The organism is Shimia sp. MIT1388 (assembly GCF_047124445.1).
Lineage (GTDB): Bacteria > Pseudomonadota > Alphaproteobacteria > Rhodobacterales > Rhodobacteraceae > Shimia.
This window is the reverse complement of sequence record NZ_CP138921.1, coordinates 2,952,709-2,973,017: the sequence shown is the minus strand read 5'-3', so window position 1 is coordinate 2,973,017 and position 20,309 is coordinate 2,952,709. Positions and strand designations below refer to the sequence as shown.

The following is a 20,309-nucleotide window of genomic DNA, read 5'->3' as shown; positions in this document are numbered from 1 at the left end:
TCTGCCAGCCATTTGGCCAACCCGACGTCGGTTTGCGACACATTGATGGCGATTTTCGCCAATTATGATCAAATGGTAAACCCATAAGTCTGCAAAACGGCAAAGTTTTTCCGCCCAAAGTTGCAAAGCCTCCGTTAGAGCGGACAATAAAAAAACCCGGAGCCATGCTCCGGGTTGATCAAATTTGCGCAAACATTGGGCGTTTTACTTATAAAGCCCTTCGGATTTGATCTGCTCAAAGGTCTGATCCAGCGCCCGAGTCGCTCGCTCGATCAACAGATCCACATCGGTGCGAGTCATTACCAGCGGGGGCGAAATGATCATCCGGTCGCCGACATGGCGCATCACCAGATTGTTGCCAAAGCAGTGCTCGCGGCATTTGTAGCCCACGGTGCCCGCTTCCGCTTCAAACGGGGCGCGGGTTTCTTTGTTGGGGGTCAGCGCGATGGATCCCATCATGCCAACAATCTTGGCTTCCCCCACCAGCGGGTGATCGGCCAGCGCTTCCCATTTTTCTTTCAGATAGGGCGCCACATCATCGCGCACATGCTCGATGACCTTTTCCTCTTCGAGAATCCGGAGGTTCTCCAGCGCCACTGCGCAGGACACGGGGTGGCCGGAGTAGGTGTAGCCGTGGTTGAACTCGGTCGCAGCCACCACTTCCGCCACTTCGTCACAGACAATGCTGCCGCCAATCGGCGCATAGCCGGAGGACAAGCCTTTGGCGATCGACATGATGTGCGGCTTGATGCCCACGGTCTGGCTGCCAAACCAGTTGCCGGTCCGCCCAAAGCCACAGATCACTTCATCCGCAATCAGCAGGATTTCATATTTGTCGCAGATGCGCTGAATTTCCGGCCAGTAGGTCTCCGGCGGCACAATCACACCACCCGCGCCTTGGATCGGCTCGGCAATAAAGGCCGCCACGCGATCTTCGCCCAGCTCCAGAATAGCCTCTTCCAATTCTTGCGCGCGCTGCAGGCCAAACTCCTCCGGAGACATGTCGCCGCCTTCAGCCCACCAGTTTGGCTGGTTGATGTGGTGAATGTCCGGGATCGGCAGGCTGCCCTGCTGATGCATTGGCACCATGCCGCCCAACGACGCGCCTGCCACGGTGGAGCCGTGATAGGCGTTTTTGCGGCTGATGAAGATGGTCTTGGTTGGCTTGCCTTTTGCGGACCAATAATGACGCACCAAACGCAGGTTGGTGTCATTCGCTTCAGAGCCGGACCCGGCATAGAACACATGGTTCAGATCGCCAGGCGCCAGTTCCGCCAGCTTTGCGGACAGGGCAATCACCGGCACATGGGTGGTTTTGAAGAAGGTGTTATAATAGGGCAGCTCTTTCATTTGCCGCGCCGCCACCTCGGCCAGCTCGTCGCGGCCATAACCGATGTTCACACACCACAGACCGGCCATCGCATCGAGGATCTGCTCGCCTTCGCTGTCGGTCAGCGTCACGCCTTTGGCCTGGGTGATCACCCGTGCGCCGGTGTCGTGAAAATCGTTCTGCGTGGAAAACGGGTGCATATGGTGCGCCACGTCCAGCGCCTGGAGCTCCGCAGTGGGCAAGTGATTGGTGATCGCGTTCATGGCAAACCTCGCAACAGAATCAGGGTGGGCAAAACGGCCAAATCACCGCTTCACATCTCTTACCACGAAAATATGATCAAATTCTGATTAGTCAATCGTGTCGCTAAATGCGGTCCCATCCAGCAGCGCGGCGCGGATCTGTTCCATGCCTTGAACCACATCTTCACGCATCGCATCGGCGGTCGCTTGCCCATCTTTGGCCTTCAAGGCGTCCAGCGCGGTCTTGTGATTGTCGGGCAAATTCTGCGTGCCCATACGTCCGCAAACCACCCGCATTGATGGGCCGAATCGCAGCCAGACAGAGTTGGCCACATCCATCAGAATCGGCGCATTGGCGACCGCATAAAGCTTGGCGTGAAAGGCGTAGTTCTGGCGCAAATAAGCGGAGACATCCCCGCGCGTGATGGCCTCATCAACTTGCGCATCAATCTTTTCGAGCGCCGCAATATCTGTCGCCGTGATCTTCTCCGCCGCATGTTCAGCCAGTCGGGATTCCACGGTTTCTCTTAGAAAAATAAGGTCGTCAATCGCGTCGGCTGTCAGCATCGGCACCACCACCCGGCGGTTGCCGCGGAACTCCAGTGCCCCTTCACTGGTCAGGCGGCGAATCGCCTCCCGAATGGGGGTCATGCCTGCGCCGGTGCGTTCGATCAAACCCTGGATTGTGACCGCCTGACCCGGCGCCAATTCGCCAAACAACACCGCATCGCGCAATTGCGCATAGACCTGCTGATGCACCGGGACGCGAGGCGCGTTTTCGTCGCTGTGTTCAAAACCTTGTCCCAATTTCCCAGTGCCTTCCATTTGTGCAAACCAATCCTCAAAGCGATGTGCTAGAACGTATATTCATCGGCAAAATGCACAAGCATATTGCCATAACGCAAAAACTTGATCAAATTAATCTCACAGAATGCGACCGGGTCTGAACCTGGCGTCCAACGGGAGAACATCATGAAGACATCCTTCATCGCACTCGCGGCCTCACTGGCAATTGGTGCAACTGCGGCCACCGCCGAAGAGGTGCGTGTTTACAACTGGTCTGATTACATCGACGAAGAACTGCTGACCAAGTTTCAGGACGAAACCGGCATCAAGCTGATCTACGACGTGTTTGACAGCAACGACGTTCTGGAAACCAAAATGCTGGCGGGCAACTCCGGCTACGACGTGGTTGTGCCATCCGGCACCTTCCTGCAGCGTCAGATCGCGGCAGGCGCCTTCCAGAAGCTCGACAAATCCAAACTGTCCAACGCTGGCAACATGTGGGACGTGATCGCGGACCGCACCAGCAGCTACGACCCCGGCAATGAGTACTCCATCAACTACATGTGGGGTACCACCGGCATTGGTGTGAACGTTGGCAAAGTGAAAGAAGTGCTGGGCGAAGATGCGCCAGTCGGCTCTCTCGCGCTGATCTTTGATCCGGCCAACATGGAAAAGCTGGCGTCTTGCGGCGTGCACGTGCTGGACGCGGCGGATGAAATGATCCCGGCGGCGCTGGCGTATCTGGGCGAAGACCCTGACAGCCACGACAAAGACGTGATTGCCAAGACCGAACCTCTGTTCACCGCAATTGCGCCCTATATTCAGAAATTCCACAGCTCCGAATACATCAACGCGCTGGCCAACGGCGACATCTGCGTAGCAGTGGGCTGGTCCGGCGACATTCTGCAAGCCCGTGACCGGGCGGACGAAGCGGAAAACGGTGTGGAAATTGTATATAACGCACCTTCCGAAGGCGCGCTGATGTGGTTTGACCAAATGGCGATCCCGGCGGACGCGCCAAACGCCGAAGCCGCGCATAAGTTCCTTAACTTCATCATGGATGCGCAGAACATGGCGGACGCCTCCAACTACGTTTACTACGCCAACGGCAACAAGGCGTCCCAGCCGCTGTTGGAAGAAGACGTGATCGGCGATCCGGCGATCTACCCAGATGAAGCCACTCTGGAAAACCTCTACACCACCTCGCCTTACCCACCAAAGGTACAGCGCGTCGTGACCCGTATGTGGACCAAAATCAAATCCGGCACCTAAGCCCGATTGACCCAGGCTCGCGCAGCTGCTGCGCGGGCCTCTTTTGACTTCTCCAACACTGCCGGAGCCTGCCATGGCGCTTGATGTCTTTGCCCCTTGGGATGATCCCAACGCAAAACCCCTCATTCAGTTTCAGAACGTGACCAAACGCTTTGGTGATTTTACGGCGATTGATGATTTGACCGTGGACATCTTCGAGAAGGAGTTTTTTGCCCTTCTTGGTCCGTCCGGCTGTGGCAAAACCACGATGATGCGCATGCTCGCCGGTTTTGAAACGCCCACCGAAGGGCAAATCCTTCTGGCGGGTGAGGACATTGGTCCGGTGCCGCCCAACAAGCGCGCCGTGAACATGATGTTCCAGTCCTACGCGCTGTTCCCGCATCTCTCTATCTGGGAAAACATCGCCTTTGGCCTGCGTCGTGACAAGATGCCAAAGGACCAGATTGGCGAGCGCGTCGAAGAGATGCTGCGTCTGACCCGGCTTGAAAAATTTGCCCGACGAAAACCGCACCAGATTTCCGGTGGTCAGCGTCAGCGCGTGGCCCTTGCGCGGTCTTTGGCCAAAGCGCCGAAACTGCTGCTGCTTGACGAACCGCTGGGCGCGCTCGACAAAAAGCTGCGTCAGGAAACCCAATTCGAGCTGATGGACATTCAGGAAACCACCGGCACCACCTTTGTGATTGTGACCCACGATCAGGAAGAGGCGATGACCGTGGCCAGCCGCGTGGCGGTGATGGATCACGGCAAGATCATTCAGGTGTCCACACCAGACGTGATCTATGAGGCGCCAAACTCCACCTATGTCGCGGACTTCATTGGCGATGTGAACCTGCTCTCCGGCAAGGCGGACCCGCAAGGCGACAAGCTGCACATGCATTGGGCCGAAGGCCAACCTGCCGTGGTGGGCTCACCGCTGGAAGGGGCCACCAAAGGCCAGGATGTGCACTACGCCATTCGACCCGAAAAAGTCTCTATTTCAGCCGAAAAGCCCGAAAATGCCGCCAATGCCATTCAGGGCGAAGTGCACGACATCGCCTATCTCGGCAACATCTCGACCTATCACGTGCAGCTGCCGGGCGGCCAAATCATCAAGGCGCAATCCGCCAACAACCGCCGCATTTCCCGCCGTGCGTTCACGTGGGAAGACAAGGTATGGCTCAGCTGGACAGACACCGCCGGTGTCTTCTTGGAGCGCTAAGCCATGCGCCGCCTGCTGATTGCCATACCGTTTCTCTGGCTGCTGGCACTCTTCATTGTGCCTTTTGTCATCGTCTTCAAAATCTCCCTGTCCGATCTGGCGGTGGCGATCCCGCCCTACACGCCAACTCTGGACATTGCCGAGGGCTGGGCCGGTTTCAAAGCCTTCCTCGCCGAGCTGGATTTTGAGAACTACATCTGGCTGACCGAGGATGCGCTTTATTGGAAAGCCTACCTCTCCAGCCTCAAGATTGCGGTGATTTCGACCCTGTTGACGCTGCTCGTCGGCTATCCCATCGCCTACGGCATGGCCCGCGCACCGGAAGAATGGCGCGCCATGCTGTTCATGCTGGTGATCCTGCCGTTTTGGACCAGCTTCCTGATCCGCGTATACTCGTGGATGGGCATCCTGAGCCAGGAAGGCTACCTCAATCAGGTGCTTCTGTGGATTGGCGTGATCAACGAACCGCTGGTGATCCTCAACACCAACATCGCGGTCTACATCGGCATTGTGTACACCTACCTGCCGTTCATGATCTTGCCGATCTACGCAGCTTTGGAAAAGCTCGACATCAGCCTGCTGGAAGCCGCCGAAGACCTCGGATGCTCCCGTTTCTCCGCCTTTTGGCTGGTGACGATCCCGCTCTCCAAACAAGGCATCATCGCCGGCAGCTTTCTGGTCTTTATCCCGACCATCGGCGAATTTGTGATCCCATCGCTCTTGGGCGGCTCGCGCACCCTGATGATTGGTAAAGTCCTCTGGGAGGAGTTCTTCTCCAACCGCGACTGGCCGGTGGCCTCCGCCGTGGCCGTGGTGCTCTTGCTGATCCTGATCATCCCCATCGTGCTCTTCCAGCGCAACGAGCAGAAACAGCGGGAGGCCGACCAATGAGACGCATGACCTGGTTCAATGTCACCTCGCTGACGTTTGGCTTTGCCTTCCTCTATCTGCCGATGGTGATCCTCATCATCTTCAGCTTCAACGAAAGCAAACTCGTCACTGTTTGGGCTGGATTCAGCACAAAATGGTACGGCGAAGTGCTGCGCAACACCGCCTTTCTGGACGCCGCTTGGGTGACGGTGAAAGTCGCTTTCCTAAGCTCCTGCCTCGCGACGATCCTGGGCACCATGGCGGCCATCGTCATGGTTCGCGCCGGGCGTTTCAGGGGCCGCACACTTTTCTCCGGCATGATCTACGCCCCCATGGTGATGCCCGAAGTCATCACCGGCCTGTCTCTGCTGTTGCTGTTCATCAGCCTTGGCATGGATCGTGGTGTCTTTACTATCGTTCTGGCACATACCACCTTTGCGATGTGCTACGTCTCCGTGGTGGTCAGCTCGCGCCTCGTGAGCTTTGACCAAAGCCTGGAAGAAGCCGCGCTCGATCTGGGCTGTTCGCCGGTGCAGGCCTTCCGCCTCGTGACCCTGCCGATCATCGCCCCCGCGGTGATCTCCGGCTGGCTCTTGGCGTTCACGCTGTCTCTGGACGATCTGGTGATCGCCTCCTTCACCTCCGGCCCGTCGGCCACGACCTTGCCGATGAAGATCTGGTCTTCTGTGCGCTTGGGTGTGAGCCCGGAAATCAACGCGCTTTCCACCATCATGATCCTCGTGGTGGCGATTGGCGTGATCACCGCCTCGCTGATCAACAAGCGCAACGTGATGCGCCAACGGCGTGAGGAAGCGGCGGCAGACAAACTGGCATGAAACGCATCTGCGACCCGTTTGCCTACTCGGACGGTCCGGTAGAAAACAGCTTTTGGGCCGAAACAGTGCCTGTTTCGGCCCGCTCCGCTCTGTCGGGCAATGTCACCACCGAGGTCGCGATCATCGGCGCGGGCTTCACCGGTCTCAACGCCGCGCTTAAGCTGGCCGAGGCGGGCGTCGACGTCACCGTGCTGGACGCCAAACAAGTTGGCTGGGGCGCGTCCGGGCGCAACGGTGGCTTCTGCTGCCTGGGCGGCGCCAAAGCGTCCTATAAGTCTCTAAAACGGCGTTATGGCGAGGCGGATTTGTCCGACTACATGACTGCCGAACGCGCCGCCGTCGATCACGTCGACGGCCTTCTGGCGCGGTTTGGTTGGGACGTGGACCGGCACAGCGACGGCGAAACCATGCTGGCCCACAACGCCCGTACCGCAGCTGGCTTTGCGCAAGACGCCGAAGACCTCGCTACGCTCTACAAAAAGCCAATCGATGTCATCGCCAAAGAAGACCTCGCGGATCGCGGCTTTGGGGGCGGGTTCTACGGGGCCATCACAACGCCCATCGGTTTTGCCCTCAACCCACGAAAATACGTCTCTAAACTGGCCCAATCGGTCGAAAATGCTGGCGCCACAGTTTATGGCGAGACGCCTGTACTAGAGACCAAACAGGAAGGCGGCCTTTGGCTGCTCAAAACGCCGCAAGGTCAGGTCACTGCCAAAAGACTGGTGATCGCCACCAATGGCTATTCCAGCGAAACGACACCGCCGTGGCTCGCAGGGCGTTTCCTTCCGGCGCAATCCAGCGTGATTGTCACGAGACCGATCTCACCGGAGGAGCAGGCCGCGCAAGGCTGGACTTCGCGGCAAATGTCCTATGACAGCCGCAACCTGCTGCATTACTTCCGCCTGATGCCGGACAACCGCTTTCTGTTTGGTATGCGTGGCGGGCTCTCAACTTCCAAGCGCACCAGTGACCAGATCAAGCTGCGCATCCGGCAACATTTTGAGCGGCTCTTCCCCGCTTGGGCACATATCGAGACGCCGCATTACTGGTCCGGTTTTGTCTGCTACAGCCGCGGCCAAACGCCCTTTGCTGGCCGTGTCCCCGGAACGGAAAACCTCTACGCAGGCTTTGCCTATCATGGAAACGGCGTCGCCATGGGCAGCTATGCGGGGGCTTTGATCGCGCAGGATATTCTGCAAGACGCGACCTTATTGCACCCGGATATCATGCGCGCCACGCCCGGTCGCTTCCCCTTTGGCGGCTTCCGTCGCTTGGCGATGTACCCGGGCTATCTCTACTACGGCCTCAAAGACCTCTGAAGCGCCGCCACTTCCAGCTGTAGCCCCGCGGCGTAGGCGGGGCGGTCATTCTCAACCTGCCACAGGCAATAGGCCGCCATACGCGCGTGGTAAAACGGCGCCAACTGGCGGTAGCGCGCACTCACGTCGTCATCGCCATATGCAGCCAAGAAGACGTCAATATCAGTCTCTAATAAAGGCGATTGTCTGTACAAATGCTGCATCGCCGGAGACAGAAACACCGCAATGTCCTCGCAGGGATCACCTACCGCCGGACATTGCCAGTCTATCAGGTGTAACCCGTCTGCGTTCTGGATCAGGTTGCCAGGCACAATGTCGCTATGTAGAAGCGCGGCTTGCCCGGATGGGGGGACCACCTCGGCTGGCAAGTCGGACATAAACGCCGGGATCTTTTCACAGCGCCTAACAATCTCAAGCGTCTGCGCAATCAGCGCGGCAGAGCCATCCGCTACGCGTCGCAGCCCCGTCGGCGCCGCAAGGTCATGAAGTTTGCGCATGAGTGTGGCAACGGATTGCACGCCCGCCTGCCAGGTGTTCCCAGGGAGATGTTCATAGACATTGCAAATGCCCAGATCAGTCTCGAACCCGGCCAAAAACGCCGGTGATAGGCCCGTTGGCTGCAAGTGCCGAAGCAGTGTCGCCTCGGCCTCTGGATCATTTGGGAACAGCGGATTACGCGCCGGACCGGCATAAAGCTTCAGCACGATGTCGCCGTGCTCGGCGCATTCCCCGTGCCACGCCGTATTGGTGCGCCCGCCAAAAAGCGGATGCCAGGTATGTGGCACCGGGTGCGCAGGCAGCGCATCGGCCAAAGCCGCAATCACGGCATCAGGTGGGGCAGGGGGCAGATCAGTCAGCGCGGCGGTCCTTGAGCAGAGCGCCGCGACGCTAATTCACGTGCTGAGCCGAGGCAAGCCTTAGGTGGTTGGCTCGCGCAGGGACACAACAGAGTCTGCGGCAAATTCCACGCCGCCGGGCGAAATCAGCACCACGCCTTGGTCGGTGTTCCGCGCCTCGGTCACCCGTGCGTAGATGTCGGCATAAACCGTGTCGAGCGTTTCGCCATTTGCGCGGCTTTCGGTCACGAAGGTGTAGTTGCCATTCGGGAAGGGTTTGCCCGCATCATCAAGACCGCTCCAGGTCACAGTTTCGGCTTTTGGATCGATGGCATAGCGCTGCACTTCCGCGCCAGATTCATTGCGCACGATCAGCGTAGCCTGCGCTGCCAGTTCATTGGCGTTGGGCACCACTTGCACCGGTTCGCCGGTGAAATGCGCCGGCGCGGTCACGCGGGCTTCCATGCCAACCCAAGTCGCCAAGTTGCCCATGCCCATCGCACCCAGCTGCGTGCCAAGATTGGTCAAAAGTGTGTTGGTCAGGGTCTGCTGTTCCACGGTCGAGAACTGCGCCAGCTGTGAGGCAAATTCGGTCGAATCGGTTGGGTTCAACGGATCCTGGTTCTGCATCTGCACCGACAGCATGGTCAGGAAGGTCTCAAAATCCGAGGCCAGCGCTGCAGAGCCGTTTGTGGGCTCCTTGGCGGCGGCGGCCGCTGCAGCGGATTGGGTAGCTGCAGTCTGGGATGCTGCGGATGTTGCGGTAGGGGTCATGTCTCTCTCCTAGACGCGGATATCAAGGCCGCTGCTCACAAGCGTCTGTGGCGCGGCGGTTTGGGTGGCCAATGTGGCGGCATCAGGCAGAAGTGGCCCGTCGCCTTGGGCGTTGCCACCCTGTCCACCTTGGGCAAATTCATTGCCACCTTGGGCGTTTTGGCCGTCACTGCCTTGCTGTTCAAAGCTGAAGGTGACGTCCTGATAGCCCATCTCCATAAAGTCTTTGCGCAGCATATCGATGTGACGGCGCATCAATTCGGATGTGGCTTGGTTTTCAGCGGCGATGTTCACGGTCATCACGCCGCCGGTCTCCGTCATGGACATGCGCACCTTGCCAAGTTCCGGCGGATCCATCGCCAGTTCGATCAGGTTTTTGTCCGCCATTTTGAAGGCATCGGCCACCTGACGCACCACATAAGCCGGATTCGGTGCGCTGTTGCTCAACCGGGCTTGCGAAGCCGCTTCCTGTGAACTCATGATCGAACGAGAGCTGTTGTTGGTCTCATCCGTCGCGGCAATCACCATATCAACGCTCTGGTTTGTCTGGATGTCCGCCGCCTTGCCGCTCATCTGCTGAATGCCGGCGTTGACCTGCTCCATGATGGCGCGGGCTTGCATCTGTTGGGTGGTCGATGTGGTTGGCACGGATGGCGTTTCCAGCTTCGGCGCGGTGGGTTCATCCACAGCTTCTACGCTCTGTTGGATCGCGCCACGACGACCTGCATCCTGAGCGGCCACCTCTTGCACAACCTGCTGCGGCGTGGCCTGTGCGGCTTGCTGGCTCACCTGGGAGCGCACTTGAACCTTCATGGGGTCCAGACCCTCGCCAACCTCTGCTGCCATCTTGGAGCCTTGGGCATTGGCCATCTGAACCGCCTCAGCGGCCTTTGGTGCGGCCTGTTCCGGCAGAGCACTTGCTTTCACATCAGGGGTCTGTGTGGGTTGCGCCGTGGCTTGTTTGGTCGTGTCTCCGGTCTGACCCGCCAGCTTCATCAGCGCGGCATTCTCGGTTGTGCCTTTTGCGGGTTTCACCTCCGCAACTTTGGCGGCCACTTCGGGCGCATCTTCAACCGCTTCCGCCACTTCCACAGCTGCAAAATCTGCATCATCAGGCGCTTCAGACCCTTTGTCCTGCCCGTCAGATTTGGCCTGTTTGCCGTCTTTGTCAGGCCGCGAATCGGCCTCTTTCGGCGCAGTATCCTCGTCGGTCTGGTCAGTTGTGCGGGTGTCGTTCACGTCCTCGGAAGGACGGTCGTTGCCTTTGTCCGACGCCTCATAAGCCTTGGAAAAGTCGTCGCTTTCCCGCTTTGGGTCGGTCGGTTTCTGAGTGGCACCTGTCTCGCTGGGCGCAGACGGTTGGGTTACAAAGGGCAGATTGAGCATAGCGGTCTCCGGGAATTCTTCCACGCCGACCTCTCTACCTGAGTCTTCCTTACCACTTTCTTTACCGTCCTCGGCCACAACTAAAAAACCCGCGTTTAGACTGTGAGGCAAGAAATGCTCAACACATCCCCCATCGTGGCGCCCGCTGCGCCGCCCATTCAACCCACGCCCAGCGCCCGTGAAACTGCGCTGCGTGACGCCGCTAAAGAGCTCGAAGCCGGGTTCCTGGCCGAGATGCTGAAATCCGCAGGCCTCGGAAAAACCAGCGAATCTTTCGGCGGTGGCGCTGGCGAAGACCAGTTCTCCTCCTTCCTTGTACAGGAGCAGGCCCGCGCCATGGTGGACGCTGGCGGCATCGGCCTGTCCGAGGCGTTCTTCAACGCCCTCAAGGAGCGCGCCGATGTCTGATGAAACCGTAGACTTCCCGCTGATCGATTCGTTTCAGGAGCTGCTGGAAGAGGAGCGCACCGCGCTGATCGAAGGTAAGCTGAACGCGCTGCCTGATCTTCTGGAACGCAAAGAAGCACTGTTTGAAGAGCTCACCACCTTGCAGGAGGAAGAGGAGATCGACGCCGACGACCTCGCACCATTGCAAGAGGGATTCGCCCGCAACCAGCAGCTTTTGGAATCGGCACAGGCCGGTTTGCGCGCCACTCAGGAGCGCATGGGCACCCTGCGCCGCGTGCGCACCTCTTTCGAATCTTATGACAACCGCGGCCAGCGTCAGGCAGTTCAGCTAAGTGCCGGTCAACGTGTTGAAAAGAGAGCATAAATCGCACTCTTCCAAGTTTGTTTAAAATGCCACCGATTGTCTGGTTTGGGTTTAGGGAAACGTTAGCACTTACCGCGCCATGTTGATCCCGCATCCCAATGAGGGTGGCACCGGACACGGACCTGAGCCGACCGGTAGATGTCAGAATGACGTTCAGGAGTGCCCCCAATGCGTAGGGGCGCAAAATACAACCCGACGCAAAAGCGTCACGACATATAGGAAATGCCATGTCCAGCATTCTGACTAACAACGGCGCAATGGTTGCGCTGCAAACCCTGAAATCCGTTAACTCCAGCCTGTCTGACACCACGTCCGCTATCTCGACTGGTAAGAAGGTTGCCAACGCCAAGCAAAACGCTGCGGTATGGGCGATTTCCAAAACTATGGAATCTGACGTAAACGGTTTCAAATCGGTGAAAGAGAGCCTTTCGCTGGGTGAATCCACTGTTGCTGTTGCCCGTAACGCAACCGAAACAGTGACCGACCTTCTGGGTCAGATGAAAGAGCGTATTGTTGCCGCACAGGGTGACAACGTGGACCGCACCAAGCTGCAGGCCGAAGTTTCCGACCTGCGTGACCAGATTGGTTCCGTTGTGGGCGCAGCCCAGTTCAACGGCCTGAACCTGGTTAGCGGTACCGGCTTTACTGATGTTCTTTCCTCGCTTGATCGTGACAACACTGGTGCTGTTAGCGCGTCCTCAATCCGCGTGAACAACCAAGACTTGTCCACCGGTGGCTACGTCAACAACGACGTCTTCGCTGCAGGCGGTGGTGGTGCAACTGTTTCTGCTAACGGTGACACTTTTGTGGCTTCCGTTGACGCAGGCGCACAAGAGAGCATCCTGATCCAGGAAGGCGCTGGTGGCTGGAACGCTGGCGACACAGTCTCCATCTCTATTGGTGACCAAACCGCTAGCTACACTCTGACCGCTGAAGACGCTGCTTCCACAACGGCGGAAGACATCGTCGCGATTGGTCTGAAATCTGCTATCGAATCCCTCGGTACTGGCGTGACCGTAGACTACGATAGCGGCACCAACCCAGGCGAATTGCTGTTTGACAACACTGGTACGGAAGACGTTTCCATCACTGGTTCTTGGAAAAACGCCGGTTCTGGTGGCCTTGCTGAGCTTGCCAACATTGACGTGTCCACCCTGGGTGGCGCACAGGCAGCTTTGGGCGCCATCGAAGGTCTGATCACCACCTCCATCGACGCAGCCGCCGCTTTCGGTACCGTTGAATCCCGTATCAGCACTCAGAACGACTTCGTATCGAAGCTGTCTGACTCCCTGACTTCGGGTATCGGTTCCATGGTTGACGCCGATATGGAAGAAACTTCCGCACGTCTGCAGGCTCTGCAGGTTCAGCAACAGCTGGCGACACAGTCGCTGTCTATCGCGAACCAGGCGCCACAGCAGCTGCTGTCGCTCTTCCGCTAATGGACTTAGTTGGGGGCGCTCGAACGGCGCCCCCAGCATCTCCATCTTTCTAATTTCTGTCTCGCATATCGGGAGAACTCCGACGTGACACCAAATGCTCTCGCTAAACGTGCCTACGGGCAGGCCGCAGCGCCAACCAAATCAGTAGGCAAGCTGGAATATGATGTGATCGCGCGGGTCACCCACAAGCTGAAACAAGCTGCCATGCAAGGCAAACGTGGTTTCCCAGCCCTCGCCGAAGCCATCCATGAGAACCGCTCCCTTTGGACCCTTCTCGCCGTGGATGTAGCCGGCAACGACAACGGTCTTCCCGAACAGCTTCGGGCCCAGATCTTCTATCTCGCGGAATTCACGGATCATCACAGCACAAAAGTGCTGGCGGGCGACGCAAATGTGCGGCCCCTACTGGAAGTCAACACCGCGATCCTTCGCGGCCTTCGAAGCGGAGCAGCAGCAGCATGAGCGGCCTTGTTCTCAAATTGAGCCCTAAAGAGCGGGTTCTGGTCAATGGCGCAGTTATTGAAAACGGAGACCGCCGGTCCCGTCTGTCCATCATGACCCCAAATGCCAACATCCTGCGCCTGCGGGATGCCATCCACCCGGAAGAAGCCAACACCCCAGTGCGCCGCGCCTGTTATGCGCTGCAATTGGTTCTGTCTGGCGACTCCGATGCCGACGACGTGGAACGCACCCTGCTGCGCCACATCGAGGATCTGAGCCAGGTGTTCACCGACAACGACAGCCGTCAGATGATCGCAGCCGCCACCGAAGCGGTGATCGCGGGCCGTCACTATCAGGGCCTCAAGGCTTTGCGCGCATTGTTGCCGCGTGAGGACCGTTTGATGGCGGTGGCACGCCAATGAGCTTTCAGCCCATCGTCGCAGGCAGCGGTCTCGTTGCGTGGAACTTTCTCCAGCGCACGATGGACACGCAGACCAAGGCGTTCGAAAGCTCGCCTGCGATGCAACGCGACCTCGACTACTTTGAAGAAAACATCAAAAACGTCGAAACCGCTGAAGACCTGACCAAAGACCGCCGCTTGATGCGCGTGGCCCTTGGTGCCTACGGGTTGGACGAAGACATCAACCACACCTTTCTCATGAAGAAAGTTCTAGAGGAAGGCTCGCAAGCCTCCGACGCATTGGCCAACAAAATGGCGGACAAGCGCTATTTGGCTTTTGCCAAAGATTTTGGGTTTGGTGACCTTGGCGGGCCGTGGCACAAACAGGATTCCTTCGTCGAAAACATCAAAGAGCAATACACCACCCGGCAGTTTGAAATCGCCGTAGGCGAGCAAGACGAGAGCCTGCGCCTGGCGCTCAACGCGGTGCGTGAGCTCGAAGAGATTTCGGTGAACGGCGGCAGCGACAACACCAAATGGTTTTCGGTGCTCGGCTCCCCGCCATTGCGCAACGTGATGGAGCAAACCTTCAATCTGCCGTCCTCTTTTGGCGCGTTGGATCTCGATAAACAGCTCGAGGTCTTCCGTGGCCGTATGGAGAAGCTGACCGGTGACTCCGAGATTAGCCAATTTGTTGGTGAGGACGCGCAACAGAAGCTTGTGGACCGCTATTTGATCATGTCGCAGATCAACACTTCACAGGGTTTGAGCGGCGGTCAGATTGCTTTGACCTTGTTACAGTACTGATCTGATCCACAACATATAGAACCGTCGCAAAACAGTCGCGATACCGACGCATTACCGACGTGAAAATTCAGCAAAAAGCGCGCCTCAATGGGCGCGCTTTTGTCGTTTCGTAAAAGGCTTGTTTACGCCTTCGCCCCCGCACGGCGCAGAAGTAGCGTAAGCTTTTGAAATGCATTCATAATCGACGCGCTGTTGCCGTCACCCATATAGGCATCCAGCTCCGGCCAGGCGTTGATCGCCACATCCAGCACCGGATCAGACCCCGCCGAATACAGCCCCGCCCGGATCATCGTGGCGCTTTGTTCATAGGCCCCCAAAAGCCTGCGAGCCTCTGAAATTGTTGCGTTTTCCTGGTCCGTTGCACAATGCGGGAGGCTCCGCGAAACCGACCGCAGAAGGTCCACCGCCGGGTATCGCCCCCGTTCCGCAATCTTCCGATCCAGCACCACATGCCCATCCAACACCCCGCGCAGGATATCAGCAATTGGCTCGTCCATGTCTGAGCCCGCGACTAAGACACTGAAAACACCGGTAATATCGCCCTGACCCTCCAACCCGGGTCCCGCCCGTTCACACAGCGACATGATCATATGAGAGGTTGATGGCGGATAGCCTCGCAGCGCTGGCATTTCACCGGATGCAACGGCCACTTCTCGGTGCGCCTCGGCGAAACGTGTGATCGAATCCGCCATAAAAATCACATGCTTACCCGCATCCCGGAAGTGTTCCGCCACACTCATCGCCGCGAGCGCGCAACGTCTACGAACCAGTGGGGATTGGTCCGACGTCGCAGCCACAACAATAGACCGCTTAAGCCCTTCTGGCCCCAGCACATTCTCCACAAACTCCCGAAGTTCCCGACCCCGTTCCCCAATCAAAGCGATGACCGCAATATCGCCGGTCATATGCTTGGCGAACTGCCCCATAAGACTGGATTTACCAACGCCGGAACCTGCAAACAAACCAATACGTTGGCCTTTCACAATCGGCAGCATCGTGTTGAAAATTGCCATACCGGTTTCCAGCCGATCGCCCAGCGCCCGCCGCGCGGCTGGCGGTGGCGGCGCGTTCTTCAGCCCCCGCATCTGAGGCCCCCGCAACAGGGGCTTTCCGTCCAGGGGATTGCCATATGGATCAATGATCCGCCCAATCCAGGCATCCGACGGCGCAATGCCCACTTGGTCGCGCAGGGCCACACGGTCGCCAATCGACACACCGTCCGGCGCCGCATCGGGCAGCATGGTCATATCTTGTGTGTGCAGCTGGATCACTTCACCGGCAATTTTTGCGCCGTCATGAAGCGTGACTTCCAGCAGGTCTCCGATTCGTGCGACCGCATTGAGGCCACTCACGCGCAGCAGGTTGCCCTCAACCGCGCAGACTCGTCCTATGTCTTTGATTGGGCGCACTCTTTTGAGTTCTGCGCCAAGGCTTTCTAGCCCTTTAGCGTCCATTTGGATTCTCCAAAGTTCCTTCGAAACCCTTTCTAAAGGAATCAGGGTTAAGCCTTGATTTAAGCCATCGAGGGAGAAACCCCGTGTTCAAGAATTTGAACGTATTTAAAACTGCACATGCCATGGGCCAACACGCCGCTGTACGCCAGTCGGTTGTGGCTCAGAATATGGCAAACGCCGATACGCCGGGCTACAAAGCTCGCGACATCACGCCGTTTAAAGAGGTCTACCGCAATGACGGTGGTGCCTCCAGTATGCGCGCCACCCGCTCTGGTCATCAAGGCCATGGGCTGGAAGCCTCCGCATTGCGCCCGTCCCTCGCCACCGCCGAAGTTGCCCCAAGCGGCAACAGTGTCTCTCTGGAAGAAGAGATGCTGAAGGCGGTTGATGTCAAACGCCAGCACGACCGGTCGCTGGCCATCTACAAATCCTCCCTGTCCGTGCTTCGAACTGCACTCGGACGTTAAGTAAGACAGAAAGTCATGATCAATGAGTGATTTTGGTTCCGCATTAAGCGTCACCTCGTCAGGTTTGCGTGCTCAGGCCGCCCGCCTGCGCCACGTGTCCGAGAACATCGCCAACGCCGACACCCCCGGCTATCAGCGCAAGACCGTGAGCTTTGAGGCCGACACATCCACCCGCGATGGTCAGGTTTCTGTCAGCCCGGTGCAATTGGACCGCACCGAAGGCAAAAAGATCTTTGATCCAAGCCACCCGATGGCAGACCCGTCCGGTAACTACCTCGGCTCCAACGTCGACATGATCATCGAAATCGCTGACGCGCGCGAAGCGCAGCGCAGCTACGAAGCCAATCTCAAGATGTTTGACCAGACCCGTCAGATGTCCTCGTCGCTCATGGAACTCTTGCGCAAATAAATTTAACTAAGGAGACCCAGAATGGATGTCCGTACAGTACTAGCCGCTCAGAATTACACCGCCTCCAAGCCCGCGACCGGGCCGGCTGAAAACAGCCAGGGCGGGAATGCTCTGTTTGGCCTGGCAAAAGACTTTGCCGCCACCCTTCAGGAAAGCGAGCAGGTCTCGATGCAGGCGATGACCAGCAAAGCTGACCCGCACACTTTGGTACAGGCGCTGGCCCAGTCCGAACTGGCTGTCGAAACCGCCGTGACCGTGCGCAACAAGGTGGTCGAAGCCTACCAAGAAATCCTGCGTATGCCGGTCTGATGCTGGATCAGGCCCTCTTCTTTGACACGCTCCGCCAGGGCCTTTGGGTCGCGGTGATGATCTCCATGCCGATTCTGGCAGTGGCGCTGATCTCAGGTGTCTTGGTTGGTCTGTTTCAGGCACTGACGTCGATCCAGGAGATGACACTGACCTTTGTGCCGAAGGTGCTGTGCATCGTCATCGTTTTCTGGGCGACCATGGGTTTCATGAGCCAAACCCTCGTTTCGTTTTTTCAATCCACCCTCGTTCCGTTGATTGCTGGAGGCTAACTATGGACAACGCAGGCTACACAACGCTGACCCGTCAGTCCGGTCTCACCCGTGAGATGAACGTTCTGGCAAACAACATCGCCAACGCGGCCACCACCGGTTACCGCGCCGAAGGCATCGCGTTTTCGGAATTCATCAAATCTGCCCCAGGCACCGAGAGTATCTCCATGGCGACGGCCAATGTGCAGATGACCTCGCTGGAGCAGGGCGCGTTGAAGCAAACAGGCGGAAGCCTGGATTTTGCCGTTGAGGGCCCCGGCTTTTTTATGGTGCAGACCCCGAACGGCGAGCGTCTGACCCGCGCTGGTGCGTTTGCACCAAATCAAAATGGCGATCTGGTGAACATGGACGGCCACCTAGTGCTTGATGCCGGTGGCGCGCCGATCTTCATTCCGCCAGATGCCAAAAGCGTGGATGTCTCCTCTGACGGTACCTTTAGCGTGGACGGCAACCCGCTTGGTCAGCTCGGGATCTATCGTCCGGTCAACCCACTTGATTTGAAACGGGAAACCGGCGTGTTGTTTGAGGCGCCTGATGGCGTGGAACCCATCGAAGAAGCCCGCGTTCTGCAGGGGTTTCTGGAAAACTCCAACGTGAACCCGATCACTCAATTGTCCCGCATGATCGAGGTGCAACGTGCCTATGAGATGGGGCAGACCTTCCTGGAAAACGAACACAATCGCATCCGTGATGCGGTGAAAACCTTCGTCAGATAACATTTAGAAAGAGGACAGCAGAATGCGTGCCCTGACAATTGCAGCCACCGGTATGAGCGCTCAGCAACTGCGTGTTGAGACGATCTCCAACAACCTCTCCAACATGTCGACGACCGGCTATAACGCCCGTCGCGCCGAGTTTGCGGACTTGCACTACCAACAGGTCTCCCGCGCCGGGGCGATCAGCGCCTCCGACGGCTCGGTTCTGCCAACCGGTGTCCAGGTTGGCCTCGGTGTGCGTGCCGCAGCGATCAACGTGAACCTGGAACAAGGCTCCCTGTCCAACACCGGCGGTGATCTGGACGTGGCCATCGAAGGCAAAGGTTATCTCGAAGTCACTCTGCCAAACGGCGAAGCGGCCTACACCCGCGACGGTGGCCTAAAGCGCAGCGCCGATGGTTTGATCGTCACGTCTGACGGCTACCCAGTGGCCCCTGAAATCACCATTCCAGAGGATGCGACCAGCATTTCCATCAATGGGGATGGTCAGGTGTTTGCTTATTTTGATGATGCCACCGAGGCCGAAGAGCTGGGGCAGTTTACATTGGCTGGCTTCACCAACGCCAAAGGCCTCGAAGCGCTTGGCGGAAACCTGTTCTCTGAAACCGAAGCTTCTGGTCCGCCCAATGTGACCAACCCAGGCGAAGATGGCCTTGGCACCCTGCGTCAGGGTTATTTGGAAGACAGCTCCGTGGATGCGGTGCGCGAAGTGACCGAACTGATCGAAGCGCAGCGTGGCTACGAACTCAACGCCAAAGTCATCACCGCAGCAGACCAGATGATGGCTGCCACGGCGCAGGTGCGCTAAGATGAAACGCGCTCTCGCCCTCATCCTTACCGTTCTGGCCGCTCCGGTTTCTGCGGAAATCGTGGTCGCCACCGAAATCATCCGCGCCAACACCATCATTGAACCGGGTGTGGTTGGTCTCAAACAAGGCGATGTGCCCGGCGTACATACCGATTTGGAAGCGGTCATTGGCAAAGAAGCCCGTAAGGCGATCTATCCCGGCCGTCCTGTCCGCAAAGGGGACATTGGCGAGCCGGCGCTGGTCGAACGCAACCAGATTGTCACCCTGATCTACAGTGCCAACGGGTTGAACATTGAAACCGAAGGCCGCTCTCTGGCCCGTGGCGGCGAAGGCGAACGCCTGCGCGTCATGAACCTCAGCTCCCGCTCCACCATCACCGGAACCGTATTGCCCAACGGCAATATCCAGGTCGCCAATTAAAGGAACACACCAGTGCGTATTCTCTCGACAACACTTCTTCTTGTGGCGCTGGCCGTGTCCGGCTGTGGCCGCACCGATCACATGGGCAAAGCGCCCAGCTTCACCCCAACCACCAACAATCAAGAGCACTATGCGATGATGAACCCGCCGCTGCCGCAACAGGCCAGCGTTTCACGTCGGTCTGACACCGCATCGCTCTGGAGCGGCAACAAAGCCTCCCTGCTTGGCGACCGCCGTGCCGCCAGCCGTGGTGATATTCTGACCGTGGTGATCGAGGTGGATGAAAAAGCCCAGATCAAAAACGAATCCGAGCGCAATCGCAGCGGCTCCGACAGCCTGAGTTTGCCAGCTCTTGCGGGCCTGCCTCAGCGGATCAACGAGCGCCTGCCAAACGGGGCCACCACCGATCCACTGGTCGACATTAGCTCTGACAGCAAAAGTTCCGGCGATGGCTCTGTGAAGCGCAGCGAGAAACTCACCCTGCGTGTTGCGGCCACTGTTGTGGACGTGTTGCCAAACGGTGTTCTGGCCATCGAAGGCTCCCAGGAGCTGCGCGTGAACTACGAGTTGCGTGAGCTGTTGGTGTCCGGCTTTGCCCGGTCTGAAGATATCTCCCGTCAGAATGAAATCACCTTCGACAAAATTGCCTCCGCACGTGTGTCTTACGGCGGTCGTGGCCAGATCACCGACATGCAGCAACCACGTTGGGGTCAACAGGTCATGGACGCGGTCCTGCCTTACTAAT

The 20,309-nt window shown here is 58.0% G+C and carries 25 protein-coding genes; 19 read left to right on the top strand and 6 right to left on the bottom strand.

Going from position 1 to position 20,309, the window contains the following annotated elements; genetic code table 11:
* Positions 1-204 precede the first annotated feature (204 nt).
* The gene (locus SIB92_RS14770) at positions 205-1,593 is read right to left on the bottom strand and encodes an aspartate aminotransferase family protein (protein WP_412552758.1); all 1,389 of its coding nucleotides are present in this window, start codon (positions 1,591-1,593) and stop codon (positions 205-207) included.
* Positions 1,594-1,680: 87 nt separating this feature from the next.
* Entirely contained in the window at positions 1,681-2,397 is a 717-nt protein-coding gene (locus SIB92_RS14765; RefSeq protein ID WP_412552757.1) for a GntR family transcriptional regulator, read from the bottom strand.
* 147 nt (positions 2,398-2,544) lie between these two features.
* Between SIB92_RS14765 and SIB92_RS14760 the strand changes: the two genes are divergently transcribed.
* The 5 genes from SIB92_RS14760 to SIB92_RS14740 all read left to right on the top strand — a co-directional run bounded on the left by SIB92_RS14760 (position 2,545) and on the right by SIB92_RS14740 (position 7,856).
* A complete protein-coding gene (locus SIB92_RS14760) occupies positions 2,545-3,630 on the top strand; it encodes a polyamine ABC transporter substrate-binding protein (RefSeq protein WP_412552756.1) in 1,086 nt (361 codons plus the stop codon).
* A 73-nt stretch (positions 3,631-3,703) separates the two neighbouring features.
* On the top strand, positions 3,704-4,828 hold the full coding sequence (locus tag SIB92_RS14755; RefSeq protein WP_295174626.1) for an ABC transporter ATP-binding protein: 1,125 nt from the start codon (positions 3,704-3,706) through the stop codon (positions 4,826-4,828).
* A 3-nt stretch (positions 4,829-4,831) separates the two neighbouring features.
* Entirely contained in the window at positions 4,832-5,719 is an 888-nt protein-coding gene (locus SIB92_RS14750; RefSeq protein ID WP_412552755.1) for an ABC transporter permease subunit, read from the top strand.
* Positions 5,716-6,534 (top strand): ABC transporter permease, encoded by an 819-nt coding sequence (locus SIB92_RS14745; RefSeq protein ID WP_412552754.1) that lies wholly within the window; start codon positions 5,716-5,718, stop codon positions 6,532-6,534. The genes SIB92_RS14750 and SIB92_RS14745 overlap by 4 nt, the downstream gene beginning before the upstream one ends.
* Positions 6,531-7,856, top strand: coding sequence for an NAD(P)/FAD-dependent oxidoreductase (locus SIB92_RS14740; RefSeq protein ID WP_412552753.1), 1,326 nt, complete (start codon positions 6,531-6,533; stop codon positions 7,854-7,856). Before SIB92_RS14745 ends, SIB92_RS14740 begins: the two co-directional genes overlap by 4 nt.
* Here SIB92_RS14740 and SIB92_RS14735 read toward each other — a convergent pair.
* The 3 genes from SIB92_RS14735 to SIB92_RS14725 all read right to left on the bottom strand — a co-directional run bounded on the left by SIB92_RS14735 (position 7,835) and on the right by SIB92_RS14725 (position 10,852).
* Positions 7,835-8,680 carry a phosphotransferase gene (locus SIB92_RS14735; protein ID WP_412552752.1) on the bottom strand — a complete coding sequence of 282 codons (846 nt, stop codon included), beginning with the start codon at positions 8,678-8,680 and terminating at the stop codon, positions 7,835-7,837. The genes SIB92_RS14740 and SIB92_RS14735 overlap by 22 nt on opposite strands.
* A gap of 93 nt (positions 8,681-8,773) precedes the next feature.
* Complete coding sequence (locus SIB92_RS14730; RefSeq protein ID WP_412552751.1) at positions 8,774-9,466, bottom strand: flagellar hook capping FlgD N-terminal domain-containing protein; 693 nt, start codon at positions 9,464-9,466, stop codon at positions 8,774-8,776.
* 9 nt (positions 9,467-9,475) lie between these two features.
* Positions 9,476-10,852 carry a flagellar hook-length control protein FliK gene (locus SIB92_RS14725; protein ID WP_412552750.1) on the bottom strand — a complete coding sequence of 459 codons (1,377 nt, stop codon included), beginning with the start codon at positions 10,850-10,852 and terminating at the stop codon, positions 9,476-9,478.
* A gap of 114 nt (positions 10,853-10,966) precedes the next feature.
* On the opposite strand from SIB92_RS14725, the gene SIB92_RS14720 reads away from it, so the two are divergent.
* From SIB92_RS14720 to SIB92_RS14695, 6 genes are all read left to right on the top strand, one after another.
* Positions 10,967-11,260, top strand: coding sequence for a rod-binding protein (locus SIB92_RS14720; RefSeq protein ID WP_294115515.1), 294 nt, complete (start codon positions 10,967-10,969; stop codon positions 11,258-11,260).
* Positions 11,253-11,624 carry a flagellar biosynthesis protein FlgN gene (locus SIB92_RS14715; RefSeq protein ID WP_412552749.1) on the top strand — a complete coding sequence of 124 codons (372 nt, stop codon included), beginning with the start codon at positions 11,253-11,255 and terminating at the stop codon, positions 11,622-11,624. Before SIB92_RS14720 ends, SIB92_RS14715 begins: the two co-directional genes overlap by 8 nt.
* Before the next feature lie 227 nt (positions 11,625-11,851).
* Entirely contained in the window at positions 11,852-13,063 is a 1,212-nt protein-coding gene (locus tag SIB92_RS14710; protein WP_412552748.1) for a flagellin, read from the top strand.
* An 84-nt stretch (positions 13,064-13,147) separates the two neighbouring features.
* Positions 13,148-13,525, top strand: a complete 378-nt coding sequence (flaF, locus tag SIB92_RS14705) for a flagellar biosynthesis regulator FlaF (protein WP_412552747.1) — start codon at positions 13,148-13,150, stop codon at positions 13,523-13,525.
* Positions 13,522-13,926, top strand: a complete 405-nt coding sequence (gene flbT / locus SIB92_RS14700; protein WP_412552746.1) for a flagellar biosynthesis repressor FlbT — start codon at positions 13,522-13,524, stop codon at positions 13,924-13,926. Before flaF ends, flbT begins: the two co-directional genes overlap by 4 nt.
* Positions 13,923-14,711: a DUF1217 domain-containing protein gene (locus tag SIB92_RS14695; RefSeq protein WP_412552745.1), complete on the top strand. Its 789-nt coding sequence runs from the start codon at positions 13,923-13,925 to the stop codon at positions 14,709-14,711. The genes flbT and SIB92_RS14695 overlap by 4 nt, the downstream gene beginning before the upstream one ends.
* A 122-nt stretch (positions 14,712-14,833) precedes the next feature.
* On the opposite strand, the gene SIB92_RS14690 is transcribed toward SIB92_RS14695, so the two are convergent.
* Entirely contained in the window at positions 14,834-16,165 is a 1,332-nt protein-coding gene (locus SIB92_RS14690) for a FliI/YscN family ATPase (RefSeq protein ID WP_412552744.1), read from the bottom strand.
* 83 nt (positions 16,166-16,248) lie between these two features.
* Here SIB92_RS14690 and SIB92_RS14685 point away from each other — a divergent pair, with 83 nt between their 5' ends.
* Genes SIB92_RS14685 through flgH form a run of 8 tightly spaced genes read left to right on the top strand, consistent with a single transcriptional unit; the run spans position 16,249 to position 20,308 of the window.
* Complete coding sequence (locus SIB92_RS14685) at positions 16,249-16,632, top strand: FlgB family protein (RefSeq protein WP_412552743.1); 384 nt, start codon at positions 16,249-16,251, stop codon at positions 16,630-16,632.
* A 22-nt stretch (positions 16,633-16,654) separates the two neighbouring features.
* Positions 16,655-17,041: a flagellar basal body rod protein FlgC gene (gene flgC / locus SIB92_RS14680; protein WP_412552742.1), complete on the top strand. Its 387-nt coding sequence runs from the start codon at positions 16,655-16,657 to the stop codon at positions 17,039-17,041.
* A gap of 21 nt (positions 17,042-17,062) precedes the next feature.
* Positions 17,063-17,350, top strand: a complete 288-nt coding sequence (gene fliE / locus SIB92_RS14675) for a flagellar hook-basal body complex protein FliE (RefSeq protein ID WP_412552741.1) — start codon at positions 17,063-17,065, stop codon at positions 17,348-17,350.
* Positions 17,350-17,619: a flagellar biosynthetic protein FliQ gene (locus SIB92_RS14670; RefSeq protein ID WP_294115531.1), complete on the top strand. Its 270-nt coding sequence runs from the start codon at positions 17,350-17,352 to the stop codon at positions 17,617-17,619. The genes fliE and SIB92_RS14670 overlap by 1 nt, the downstream gene beginning before the upstream one ends.
* Before the next feature lie 2 nt (positions 17,620-17,621).
* Complete coding sequence (locus tag SIB92_RS14665) at positions 17,622-18,335, top strand: flagellar hook-basal body complex protein (RefSeq protein ID WP_412552740.1); 714 nt, start codon at positions 17,622-17,624, stop codon at positions 18,333-18,335.
* Positions 18,336-18,357: 22 nt separating this feature from the next.
* A complete protein-coding gene (flgG, locus tag SIB92_RS14660) occupies positions 18,358-19,143 on the top strand; it encodes a flagellar basal-body rod protein FlgG (protein WP_412552739.1) in 786 nt (261 codons plus the stop codon).
* Between the two features lies 1 nt (position 19,144).
* Positions 19,145-19,564, top strand: a complete 420-nt coding sequence (gene flgA / locus SIB92_RS14655) for a flagellar basal body P-ring formation chaperone FlgA (protein WP_412552738.1) — start codon at positions 19,145-19,147, stop codon at positions 19,562-19,564.
* 12 nt (positions 19,565-19,576) lie between these two features.
* Positions 19,577-20,308: a flagellar basal body L-ring protein FlgH gene (gene flgH, locus SIB92_RS14650; RefSeq protein WP_412552737.1), complete on the top strand. Its 732-nt coding sequence runs from the start codon at positions 19,577-19,579 to the stop codon at positions 20,306-20,308.
* Position 20,309: the final 1 nt, after the last annotated feature.

Bases quoted from the DNA above. Each gene is read 5' to 3' on its own strand.
- SIB92_RS14770 (WP_412552758.1), bottom strand. From the start codon at position 1,593: ATGAACGCGATCACCAATCACTTGCCCACTGCGGAGCTCCAGGCGCTG.
- SIB92_RS14765 (WP_412552757.1), bottom strand. From the start codon at position 2,397: ATGGAAGGCACTGGGAAATTGGGACAAGGTTTTGAACACAGCGACGAA.
- SIB92_RS14760 (WP_412552756.1), top strand. From the start codon at position 2,545: ATGAAGACATCCTTCATCGCACTCGCGGCCTCACTGGCAATTGGTGCA.
- SIB92_RS14755 (WP_295174626.1), top strand. From the start codon at position 3,704: ATGGCGCTTGATGTCTTTGCCCCTTGGGATGATCCCAACGCAAAACCC.
- SIB92_RS14750 (WP_412552755.1), top strand. From the start codon at position 4,832: ATGCGCCGCCTGCTGATTGCCATACCGTTTCTCTGGCTGCTGGCACTC.
- SIB92_RS14745 (WP_412552754.1), top strand. From the start codon at position 5,716: ATGAGACGCATGACCTGGTTCAATGTCACCTCGCTGACGTTTGGCTTT.
- SIB92_RS14740 (WP_412552753.1), top strand. From the start codon at position 6,531: ATGAAACGCATCTGCGACCCGTTTGCCTACTCGGACGGTCCGGTAGAA.
- SIB92_RS14730 (WP_412552751.1), bottom strand. From the start codon at position 9,466: ATGACCCCTACCGCAACATCCGCAGCATCCCAGACTGCAGCTACCCAA.
- SIB92_RS14725 (WP_412552750.1), bottom strand. From the start codon at position 10,852: ATGCTCAATCTGCCCTTTGTAACCCAACCGTCTGCGCCCAGCGAGACA.
- SIB92_RS14720 (WP_294115515.1), top strand. From the start codon at position 10,967: ATGCTCAACACATCCCCCATCGTGGCGCCCGCTGCGCCGCCCATTCAA.
- SIB92_RS14715 (WP_412552749.1), top strand. From the start codon at position 11,253: ATGTCTGATGAAACCGTAGACTTCCCGCTGATCGATTCGTTTCAGGAG.
- SIB92_RS14710 (WP_412552748.1), top strand. From the start codon at position 11,852: ATGTCCAGCATTCTGACTAACAACGGCGCAATGGTTGCGCTGCAAACC.
- flbT (WP_412552746.1), top strand. From the start codon at position 13,522: ATGAGCGGCCTTGTTCTCAAATTGAGCCCTAAAGAGCGGGTTCTGGTC.
- SIB92_RS14695 (WP_412552745.1), top strand. From the start codon at position 13,923: ATGAGCTTTCAGCCCATCGTCGCAGGCAGCGGTCTCGTTGCGTGGAAC.
- SIB92_RS14690 (WP_412552744.1), bottom strand. From the start codon at position 16,165: ATGGACGCTAAAGGGCTAGAAAGCCTTGGCGCAGAACTCAAAAGAGTG.
- flgC (WP_412552742.1), top strand. From the start codon at position 16,655: ATGAGTGATTTTGGTTCCGCATTAAGCGTCACCTCGTCAGGTTTGCGT.
- fliE (WP_412552741.1), top strand. From the start codon at position 17,063: ATGGATGTCCGTACAGTACTAGCCGCTCAGAATTACACCGCCTCCAAG.
- SIB92_RS14670 (WP_294115531.1), top strand. From the start codon at position 17,350: ATGCTGGATCAGGCCCTCTTCTTTGACACGCTCCGCCAGGGCCTTTGG.
- SIB92_RS14665 (WP_412552740.1), top strand. From the start codon at position 17,622: ATGGACAACGCAGGCTACACAACGCTGACCCGTCAGTCCGGTCTCACC.
- flgG (WP_412552739.1), top strand. From the start codon at position 18,358: ATGCGTGCCCTGACAATTGCAGCCACCGGTATGAGCGCTCAGCAACTG.
- flgA (WP_412552738.1), top strand. From the start codon at position 19,145: ATGAAACGCGCTCTCGCCCTCATCCTTACCGTTCTGGCCGCTCCGGTT.